The sequence below is a fragment of the Shewanella sp. SR44-4 genome, assembly GCF_014163715.1.
Lineage (GTDB): Bacteria > Pseudomonadota > Gammaproteobacteria > Enterobacterales > Shewanellaceae > Shewanella.
This window is the reverse complement of sequence record NZ_JACJDU010000079.1, coordinates 1-11,098: the sequence shown is the minus strand read 5'-3', so window position 1 is coordinate 11,098 and position 11,098 is coordinate 1. Positions and strand designations below refer to the sequence as shown.

Here is an 11,098-nt window from a genome sequence, read left to right as displayed (position 1 = left end):
TATATCTATATCTATATCTATAGCGCCTTAAACTGACATTAATGACTAACATCAAACAGAATTTATAAATTATCGATCGATAGTCGATCAATAATGTATCGATGGAGTAAATCATTTAATAATCGATGGAGTAAATCATTTAATAATCGGTTAAGTCAGATTTGGATTGTCATAACTGGAAGCAAAATAACATGATAAAAGACAGTCAATTAGTTGTTAAATCTGTTTAGGTATACAAAATATCAACGGATTTTGAGAATGTGCGTTTGCATTTGGTAACCGCCAACGTAAGCAGATTGACATTACTAAGCACTTTTTATTATACATAAAGCAAAATTAACCGAGTGCTGTGCGCTAAAAGTGTTAAGTCAATGTAGAATGATAAATCAATTAGTTACTTCTGAATGTAGATAATAAATGATGGTGTTATTGCTTAATATAAAACCAGACAATGATTTAAACGCTGTATTTATAGGCATTAAGGCTCAAAAACACATTCAAATAAGTAAGTAATTTTGTTAATATCCCAAGTCGTGAATGGGATGTCACTTGCTCAAACTGATGAGCAAATCTAAACAAGCGAGTAATAATGAAATCTTGGTATTTACTGTATTGCAAACCACGTCATGAAGTACGTGCACAGCAAAATTTGGCTTTACAAGAAGTCGAGAGTTATTTACCTGTGATCACCCAGCAAAAAATGGTCCGCAATAAACCACAAATGGTTACGGCACCACTTTTCCCTAGCTACCTGTTTATCTATTTTGATCCTCTTATCACCAGCGTCAGCAAAATCCACAATACACGTGGTGCTAATCGTATTGTTGGCTGCCGAGAAGATATGACTCCCATTGACGACAGAATTATTTCAGCGCTTAAAAGACGTGTTCAAGGTTATGTACCAGAAGAGGTAAAACCGTTAGGCAAAGGCGATAAAGTCAAATTTGTCGATGGACCGTTTAAAGACCTTGAAGCAATATTCGACGAGAATAATCCAGATAAACGTTGCCATGTGTTATTTAACATCATGGGGCAACAGAAAAGGATTTTAGTTGAGTTGACGAATCTAACGCCTGTTTCTGGTAGCAAAACAGAATAATAGTAGTATGTTAAGACTTCCGCCCTAGATCTTGTAGGATATTGTCTATTCACATATTTAACTTTGGTTGTTATTTAACCAATTGATTGGTAAAAAGAACCAATATTAATGTTTTTATCTACTTTGCTATTTGTAGGTAAGTAAAAAACAATTTACTTACAACATTAAAGTTATCGTTTAGGTATAATTTCGCGCCGATTATTTAGATTATATCGGCGATAAAGATATATTTCGCACAGCGAAGGGCATGTTGGAAGCCGTAATCCATGGGCGGTAGCGTGTCTTAAAATCGATAATCAAAAATCTAGATGCGAGAGCGCTTCGCTGCTAGATGCTATAAAATCTTAACAGCAAAGCTGTCCCTAGTAGCGCCGCAACACTAGTAGGACGAAGTCCGTCCTCTGGCGAGCCTGCGAGTTCCTAGAACCATTTTAATTAAAAAAATAATATTGGAGATACCTGGTGTTACATAAAACCAAAAACGTGTTAATAGCTGGCTTATCAGCCCTTATTATTTTAACAACACAAGCAAATGCTGTTACACCTACACCGCAGATGCTTGAACAGTTTAAACAATTACCTAAAGCAGAACAGGAACGAATCGCCCGTCAGTATGGTATCGATCCATCAATGATTTCAGGTAGCTCTAATAATTCTGTTAACGTTACTAATCCTAACGTAGTTGAACCCCGTGATGATAAAGGCAACAAAAAAGATAAAGATCAATACACAGAAAAAAATAAAAAGAATGAATTTGATTTTAAAGAAGACAGTGACAAAGACACACTAAAACGTTTCGGTTACGAAATGTTTGAAGGTGAACCAACAACTTTTGCACCAGTAACAGATGTTCCTGTACCAAGTGATTATATGGTCGGTCCTGGTGATGTTATTAAAGTTCAGTTATACGGCAAAGAAAGCAACGAATACAGTTTAACCATTAATCGTGATGGTACAGTACAAATTCCTGATTTAGGCCCTGTATCTGTTGCCGGATTAAGCTTTTCCGATTTACGTCAAGAACTGTCTAAGCGCATAAAGCAGCAAATGATTGGCATTGAATCAAATATCACCATGGGTGAATTACGTTCAATTCGCATTTTCATCGCTGGTGATGCCTACAAACCAGGCTCATATACCGTATCAAGTTTATCAACCATCACTCAGGCGTTATTCGTTGCTGGTGGGGTAAATGAAATTGGTAGTCTTCGTAACGTGCAAGTTAAGCGTAGTGGTAAGCTTATTGGCTCATTCGACTTATATGATTTATTACTTCGTGGTGATGCTTCTGGAGACATTAATCTCCGTTCTGGTGACGTGGTATTCATCCCATCAATCGGCGGTTTAGTCAGTGTTGCTGGTGAAGTACAGCGCCCAGCTATTTATGAACTGAAAAAGAACGAAACCATTGAAGATGTTATCAATATGGCTGCTGGTATTAAACAAGGTGCCTATCCGAAAAATAGCAGTATTGAGCGCTATAATACTAATGGATTAAAAACCATAGTTAATGTCGATTTAACTTCTGCCAAAGGTAACAACACTTTAGCTAAAGCTGGCGATTACATTCGAGTTAAAAATGCCTCTAATCAGTACGAAGATGCCATTACGGTAGTTGGTGCAGTGGTTCGCCCTGGTAAATATCAATGGAAGCAACAGCGTATTAGCGATCTTATGCCATCAATTTGGGGAGATTTACTCATATCTGCTGATTTAGATTATGGCTTAATCATTCGAGAAATAAATAAGCACGGCGATATCGAGACGTTACAGTTTGCCCCAGGTGAAGCCATTACTTCTCCTAATTCTGTACAAAACCTGGCTTTACAGCCTCGTGATAAAGTGATGATATTTAACTTTAATGACGATACTCAAAATCGCTTTGAATTAAACTCGTTAGTAAAGAAACGAGTGAATAAAGTTGAAGCATTGAAAGGTGATTCATTACTGGATGCAGATCTTTTCAAAGTAGGGTTCGAAACATTAGACAATTCAGTAGCAAAAAAATATACCAACGAAATTGCGGGCGTTGTCTTAAGTGAAAAAGAATCTGAAGAACAGTCGCTAGTCAGTAGCGAAGTCGCCAAAATGCTATCAAATCTTTTTGAAGACCGCGACTTAATCAAGCTCAGTAATGTGATGTCGCGAAAAGAGTTATTATATCCTATCGTAACCAAACTGACTCTTCAGGGTAACGCACAACAAGGCATAAGAATTGTCGCTATAGCAGGTAAAATTCGCCATCCAGGTGTTTATCCTTTAACAAATAACGCTAACGTAACCGACTTGCTTAAAGCCGCTGGTGGGTTGTTAGAAGGTGCCTACATTGAGCGAGCAGAACTAACACGCACACATACTACGTCAATAGTATCGGATATTATCCATAAAACCATTAACCTTCATGCAGCAATTAATGGCAGTCAAGAAGACAATCTCGAGCTAAAAGGTCGTGATATGGTCACTATTCTGACGACTCCAGAGTGGCAAGAAAGAAAAGTTATTGAAATCAAAGGTGAAGTTAAGTTTCCAGGTACATATAACATCAGACGTGGTGAAAGACTATCTGACGTGATTGCTAGAGCAGGTGGGTTTACTGAATTTGCATATCCTTCAGCGTCAGTATTTGTACGTGAATCTGTTCGTTTACAAGAGCAGCTCGAAATTATGAAGTTAGCCGATCAACTTCGCAGAGACATTGCCACTCGTGGTGTATCAAAAGACGGTTTAGCCAGTAGTTATTCAGAAGTACAGTTAATGTTAACTGATTTGGAAAACATAAAAGCGGTAGGTCGTTTGGTTGTTGATTTAAATGCAATTAAATTAGGTATCCCAGAAGCCGATCTTCAACTTGAAGACAGTGACGTATTGTATGTTCCAACGACCAAGCAAACAGTTGCAGTAATGGGTGAGGTTCAGCATCCTTCAACCCATAGATTTAAAGAAGGCTTAACGTTAGAAGAATATTTACAACTGTCTGGTGGCTCTAGAGAGCGCGGAGACGAAGACCGAATTTATGTTATAAAAGCCAATGGTTCAGTGATGATGCCAACTAAGAGTATCTGGTTTAGTTCCGACTCTCAAATTTCAGCCGGAGACACTGTTATTGTCCCTCTAGACACAGAGTACAAAGATAACTTAACCCTTTGGTCGCAAGTCACCCAGATTATTTATAACTCTGCTGTAGCCTTTGCTGCTATTTCAGGGATCTAGCCCGCTTCGCTGATATGAAAAAGCGATAACAAGCGATAACAAGCGAACGCTGCGCTCACGGATAGAGCGGTCGAGCACCTAGGTACTTGGCTTGCAATTGCCCCTAACCGCTTGTCATCTCTTGATATCGCTTGCTACCAAGATTTTATAGAACCTAGCCGCGAAGCGTCCTCGAATCTAGAAGCGAAGCGCACTGCTTCCCAGACAAAAAAGACTTATGACTAAACAAAACCTACAACCTGCTTATGATGGAAACCTTACCTCACAACAAGCAACAGAAAGCGTTCAAAAGGACGAAATCGATTTACGCGAACTTTTTGCTGTTATTTGGCAAGGCAAGTGGTTAATTATTGCCATCACTGCTGTATTTTCAATCGGCGCTGTTATTTTTGCCATTAACCAGCCTAATATCTATAAGTCAGAAGCGCTGTTAACACCTGCAGACACAGAGCAAGGTGGTGGTTTAGCTGCACTTGCAGGACAGTTTGGTGGCCTGGCAAGCATGGCTGGCATCAACTTAGGTGGCGGCGGTGGTGTCGATAAAACCCAAATGGCTATCGAAGTGATGAAGTCTCGTCAATTTATCAGTGACTTTATTCAAAAACATAGTATTTTACCTGACTTGATGGCAGCTAAAACGTGGGATATGGTTAGTAATACAATCAACTATGATGATGAGCTATATAATGTAAGTGATAAAAAATGGCTTCGTATAGTTGATGCCCCGTTTAAAGCAAAACCATCAATGCAAGAAGCATATAAAGAATTCAGTAAAATTTTTGCAGTTAATTCTGCAAAAGATACTGGTATGGTTACTGTATATATAGAACATTTATCTCCGCAAGTAGCACAGCAATGGGTTAACTGGTTAGTTGCTGATATTAATACAGAAATGAAACAGAGAGATGTCGCTGAAGCTGAGAAAAGTATAGAGTTTTTAAAGACTCAGATACAACAGACAAATATTGCAGATATACGTTCCGTCTTGTATAAATTAATAGAAGAACAGGCAAAAACTATTATGTTTGCCGAAGTTCGTGACGAATATGTGTTTAAAACCATCGACCCAGCATTAATTCCAGAAGAAAAAGCTAAACCCAAGCGAGCATTAATATGTTTGTTAGGTTTAATTTTAGGCGGCATATTATCCGTTATGTTGGTATTAATTAGGTCTTTTTTTAAAAAATAAAATTATAAAAAGGTTAAATAAAGAGACTATTGAAATAGTTTTTGTAAAAACCTACGTTCTATTTAGATTAGCGACGATTAACCTGTCTAAAATCGTAACATTAATACTGACGTATTAATGTGTAATTATTCAACATCTTTTTGTAGATGTTCTTCTAAACTAGGTCTGATGTCATGACGAAAAAGAAAGTACTTACAATATTTGGAACTCGCCCAGAAGCTATTAAGATGGCTCCGCTAGTTCATGCTTTAGCATCTGATGAACGGTTTGAAGCGAAATGTTGCGTCACTGCCCAACATCGAGAAATGCTTGATCAAGTACTTGAACTCTTCGATATTACACCAGACTATGATCTCGATTTGATGAAAGCGGGCCAAACGCTAAATGATATAACGGCTAAAATTATTCAAGAGTTAAAACCAGTACTGCAAGATTTTAAACCTGATGTAGTACTTGTTCATGGCGATACCGCGACAACATTTGCAGCAAGCTTGGCTGCATATTACGAGCAAATTCCAGTTGGTCATGTGGAAGCTGGTCTTCGGACAGGAAACATATATTCTCCTTGGCCAGAAGAAGGCAACCGAAGACTTACCGGTGTACTTGCTAAATATCACTTTGCCCCAACTGAAACATCTAAACTAAATTTGTTAACAGAGAATGTTAATATCGATGATATTACAGTCACTGGGAATACGGTCATTGACGCACTCTTAATGGTTAAAGATAAGATTGAGTCGGATGAAGTATTAAAACAAACCTTGGCATTGCAGTTTCCATTCCTGAACGAAGCTCAAAAATTGATTTTGGTTACAGGTCACCGTCGTGAAAGTTTTGGTGGTGGTTTTGAACGAATTTGCGAAGCATTAGCGCAGACTGCTAAGGCTCATCCAAATTGTCAGATCCTTTATCCAATGCATTTAAATCCAAATGTCAGAGAACCTGTTAATCGGATCTTAGATGGTATAGAGAATATCTTCCTAATTGAACCGCAACAGTATCTGCCGTTTATTTACTTAATGACTCGCTCTTATATTATTTTGACCGATTCTGGTGGAATTCAGGAAGAGGCTCCTTCTTTAGGTAAGCCAGTACTCGTTATGCGTGATACGACAGAAAGACCTGAAGCTATAGATGCTGGAACTGTGAAGTTAGTAGGTACTGATATAGATGCAATTGTAAATAATCTGAATAAGCTTTTGGTGGACAACACGGCGTATAAGGAAATGAGTTTTGCTCACAATCCTTACGGCGATGGTTTTGCATGCCAGAAGATATTAAATATACTAGCTAAGGTTTGATTGATGAAAATATTATTAACCGGTGGAGCGGGGTTTATTGGCTCTGCAGTTGTACGTCATATTATCAATAATACTCAAGACAGCGTCGTCAATGTCGATAAATTAACTTATGCTGGTAACCTTGAATCATTGGTAAGTATTGAGTCGAGTCAACGATATGTTTTTGAGCAAGTTGATATTTGCGATCGAGTAGAATTAGACCGAGTCTTCAAGCTACACCAGCCAGATGCTGTGATGCATTTAGCTGCGGAGTCTCACGTGGACCGTTCTATCACTGGACCATCAGATTTTATTCAAACTAATATCGTTGGCACCTATACATTACTTGAAGCAACTCGTGAGTATTGGAATACTCTGTCAGCCGATGCCAAACAAGCATTTCGTTTTCATCATATCTCTACAGACGAAGTATATGGTGATTTACCTCATCCTGATGAGCAGGATGGTAAGCTGCCATTATTTACTGAGAGCACGTCTTATGCCCCAAGTAGCCCTTATTCAGCATCGAAAGCATCAAGTGACCACCTTGTCAGATCGTGGTTACGCACATACGGTTTACCTACCATTGTGACTAACTGCTCTAACAACTACGGTCCGTATCATTTCCCTGAGAAGTTAATCCCTTTAGTGATCCTAAATGCGCTAGAAGGTAAAGCTCTTCCTATCTACGGTAAAGGCGACCAGATTCGAGATTGGCTCTATGTTGAAGACCATGCCCGTGCACTCTATAAAGTGGTGACGTCCGGTAAAGTAGGCGAGACTTACAATATTGGTGGCCACAACGAGAAACAAAATATTGAAGTGGTCAATACCATTTGCAGTATTTTAGACACCCTAGTGCCAAAAGACAGACCATACGCTGAGCAAATCACTTATGTAACAGACCGACCTGGTCATGACCGTCGTTATGCGATTGACTCGAGTAAAATGAGCAATGAGCTTAACTGGCAGCCAGAAGAAACATTTGAAACGGGTTTACGTAAAACAATAGAATGGTATTTAGCTAACCAAACGTGGTGTCAACATGTACAAGATGGTAGCTATCAACGTGAACGCTTAGGCATAAACTCTTAATCGTATATTTTTATAATATTTGGCATGTTTAACGTATAAGGTTTTAGGATTTATGAAAGGAATTATTTTAGCTGGCGGTTCAGGAACGCGTTTATACCCACTCACAAGAGGTGTATCTAAACAGTTGTTACCAGTATATGACAAACCAATGATTTACTATCCATTGTCGACTTTAATGCTTGCTGGTATAAGAGACATCTTGGTAATCACCACACCAGAAGACAACGAAGGCTTTAAACGTCTATTAGGAGATGGTTCAGATTTTGGCATAAACTTAAGTTATGCCGTGCAAGCTTCACCAGATGGTCTAGCACAAGCATTCATCATCGGTGAAGAGTTTATCGGTAAAGATAAAGTATGTTTAGTCTTGGGTGATAATATTTTCTATGGCCAGTCGTTTAGCAAAACATTGAAGAGTGCTGCAAATAGAGAAGAGGGGGCGACAGTATTTGGTTATCAAGTCAAAGACCCTGAAAGATTTGGTGTGGTTGAATTTGATAAAAACATGAAAGCAATATCAATAGAAGAGAAGCCTACTAAACCTAAGTCTAATTATGCTGTTACAGGTCTATATTTCTACGATAATAGTGTTGTTGAAATGGCAAAAAAAGTTAAGCCATCTCACCGTGGTGAGTTAGAAATTACCACCTTAAATGAAATGTATTTAAATCAAGGCAACTTAAATGTTGAGTTGCTCGGCCGTGGCTTTGCCTGGTTAGATACAGGTACCCATGAAAGTTTGCACGAAGCCTCATCTTTTGTACAAACAATTGAACATATTCAAGGGTTAAAAGTTGCCTGCTTAGAAGAAATTGCCTGGCGTAATGGGTGGTTAACCGCAGAGCAACTTGCTGAAATAGCAAAGCCAATGATGAAGAATAACTATGGTCAATATTTAGCTCGTTTAGCTAACGGATTATAATATGAAGATTTTAATTACAGGCAAGAATGGCCAAGTTGGCAGTTGTTTAGTCGACCAACTAAGCATAATGTCAGATGTCACCTTGCTAGCATTAGACCGTGTTCAGCTTGATATTACAGACGAAAGTGAAGTTAATAAAATAATCGCGGAATTCAATCCAAACATCATTATTAATGCAGCTGCCTATACCGCTGTTGATAAGGCAGAGCAAGAAAGTTTATTAGCTTATGCTATTAATCGTGATGGGCCACATAACCTAGCGGTTGCTGCTAATACGATTAATGCCGCAATTATACATATCTCGACAGATTATGTATTTGCTGGCGACTGTAGTGCTTCTTATACCGAGTCTGATAAAACCAATCCCCAAGGTGAGTATGGGCTCAGTAAACTGGCTGGTGAACAAGCAGTTGCACAAGCGTGTTCTAGGCATATTATACTAAGAACAGCTTGGGTTTTTAGTGAGCATGGCAATAATTTTGTTAAAACTATGCTTCGTTTGGCGAAAACTAAAAATTCCTTGGATGTTGTTGCTGATCAGTTTGGTGGCCCAACCTATGCAGGTGATATCGCTTGTGCAATTATTAAGATTGCAAAATCAATAGTATCAGGTAATAAAGCATATGGTATATATCACTATTCAGGTTTTCCATATGTAAGTTGGTTTCAATTTTCTAAAAAGATTTTTGAAATAGCATTAGATCAAAAAATTATTTCTCATGTAATGCAATTAAGTGCTATTACAACTTCAGACTACCCAACGCCGGCTAAACGACCTGCGAACTCTAAACTTGATTGCCATAAAATTTTAAATAATTTTTCTATTAAACAAAGTAATTGGCAAGAAGCATTGTTAGATGTGATAAAAAATAAATAAAGTTTTTTGTATTAAATTTATACAAAATGTCTATTTTCCTAAGTAAAAAAAATCTCTACGATACTTTATGAATAAATCCAATTGAAATATAATTTCATTTATATAAAAATATAACTTTTTGTTATAAAAGTATAATCAAGATATAAATTGATGAGTTCACATGAAAAAAGTTAGTATTTTAGTTGTAACATACGGAATTGATTTAGTTGAATCATTATCACTTATTGCTATTTCAAATTTAGATTTACGGAATATTGATTATAAACCCGTATTGAAAATATGGATGAATAAGTATTCCGATGAAAATATTTATCTAAATGAAGAAATAAAAGATAAATTTGAAATTGAAATAGTTAAAAGCCTCGAAAATAAAACACTGCCTATTATATATAATAGATTCCTATTAGAACAAGATTCTGATTATGCGATATTACTCGATCAAGACTCAATCATTGAAGATGATTATATCAGTGAAATAAACCAAGTAATAAATGATATGAATGTTTACTTATTACTTCCTAAAGTAGTTCATGGAGACACACTAGTCAGTCCTGGGCGGTTACGACTTTTTTTCGGTACTTTAGACCCAACACTAAAAGATAGGAAAGGTATCATTAAAGACAGAGATATTGTTGCTATTAATAGTGGGCTGGTCGTAAAAGTAGAATTAGTGAAAAAAGATATAATTAAATATGATGAGCGTCTTAAATTTTATTTTACGGATACTAAGTTTTTGTTAGATTATAATAAATTAGGGTTTGGGATTTATTTGCTAGAATCGGTAATAAGCCATGACTTATCTGAGTTGAGTGATAGTAATAATACATCCAGAGCATCAGTTAGATTTAGTGATATGGTTTTTGGTTTTAGAGCAACATACCCTAATGGAGTTCTAAGAATATTATTAGAATCATATTTGGTTTATGTTGCGGTTAAATATTCAATTAAATTTAAAAGTTACATATTTTTTAAGTTATTAGTAGGGTAAATGACAAAGTACATATTTTTATTTCTAGCTAAAGCATGTTCCTTTTTTGGTTTGTTTATTTTCGCCAAGTTTCTAGATATTAAAGAAGTTGGACAAATATCTACATACCAAGTGATGCAGTTTTTTTTAATACCTATTTTATCATTACAGATACCCGCAGCTATATTTAGATTCTATGGTGATAAAAGTTTTGATGATGAAATAGGTTTAGCATTTAAATATGCAAATTCAATTTTGTTTTTTTCATTTTTTCTCGTTGTCGGATTTTCTTTAAGTGTTAATATATATATAGGTGTACTAGCATCTGCGTTTTGTTATATAGTATTTTATGTAAACTTGGAATATTTAAGACGAAGTGCAGGCGATAATACATATTTCTTTTTATTGTTTTTTCAGGTTTTTTTGTTTTTAATCTTCTCACTTTTTTTTATTTTTATT

Annotated in this window: 9 protein-coding genes; all 9 read left to right on the top strand. The window is 36.7% G+C overall.

The window, feature by feature from the left end; translation table 11 throughout:
- Positions 1-589: 589 nt before the first annotated feature.
- Positions 590-1,099, top strand: a complete 510-nt coding sequence (gene rfaH / locus H5125_RS20940; RefSeq protein WP_101086419.1) for a transcription/translation regulatory transformer protein RfaH — start codon at positions 590-592, stop codon at positions 1,097-1,099.
- A gap of 462 nt (positions 1,100-1,561) precedes the next feature.
- A complete protein-coding gene (locus H5125_RS20935; protein ID WP_182745329.1) occupies positions 1,562-4,309 on the top strand; it encodes an SLBB domain-containing protein in 2,748 nt (915 codons plus the stop codon).
- A gap of 217 nt (positions 4,310-4,526) precedes the next feature.
- Complete coding sequence (locus tag H5125_RS20930) at positions 4,527-5,498, top strand: Wzz/FepE/Etk N-terminal domain-containing protein (RefSeq protein WP_182745327.1); 972 nt, start codon at positions 4,527-4,529, stop codon at positions 5,496-5,498.
- Between the two features lie 173 nt (positions 5,499-5,671).
- Positions 5,672-6,799, top strand: a complete 1,128-nt coding sequence (wecB, locus tag H5125_RS20925) for a non-hydrolyzing UDP-N-acetylglucosamine 2-epimerase (RefSeq protein WP_182745325.1) — start codon at positions 5,672-5,674, stop codon at positions 6,797-6,799.
- A gap of 3 nt (positions 6,800-6,802) precedes the next feature.
- Positions 6,803-7,873, top strand: a complete 1,071-nt coding sequence (gene rfbB / locus H5125_RS20920; protein WP_182745323.1) for a dTDP-glucose 4,6-dehydratase — start codon at positions 6,803-6,805, stop codon at positions 7,871-7,873.
- Positions 7,874-7,925: 52 nt separating this feature from the next.
- The gene (rfbA, locus tag H5125_RS20915) at positions 7,926-8,795 is read left to right on the top strand and encodes a glucose-1-phosphate thymidylyltransferase RfbA (RefSeq protein ID WP_162023644.1); all 870 of its coding nucleotides are present in this window, start codon (positions 7,926-7,928) and stop codon (positions 8,793-8,795) included.
- A 1-nt stretch (position 8,796) separates the two neighbouring features.
- Positions 8,797-9,672: a dTDP-4-dehydrorhamnose reductase gene (gene rfbD, locus H5125_RS20910; RefSeq protein ID WP_182745321.1), complete on the top strand. Its 876-nt coding sequence runs from the start codon at positions 8,797-8,799 to the stop codon at positions 9,670-9,672.
- 160 nt (positions 9,673-9,832) lie between these two features.
- Positions 9,833-10,660 (top strand): hypothetical protein, encoded by an 828-nt coding sequence (locus H5125_RS20905; RefSeq protein WP_182745319.1) that lies wholly within the window; start codon positions 9,833-9,835, stop codon positions 10,658-10,660.
- Positions 10,661-11,098: hypothetical protein (locus tag H5125_RS22090; protein WP_220487390.1), on the top strand; the 438-nt coding region annotated here is incomplete at its 3' end.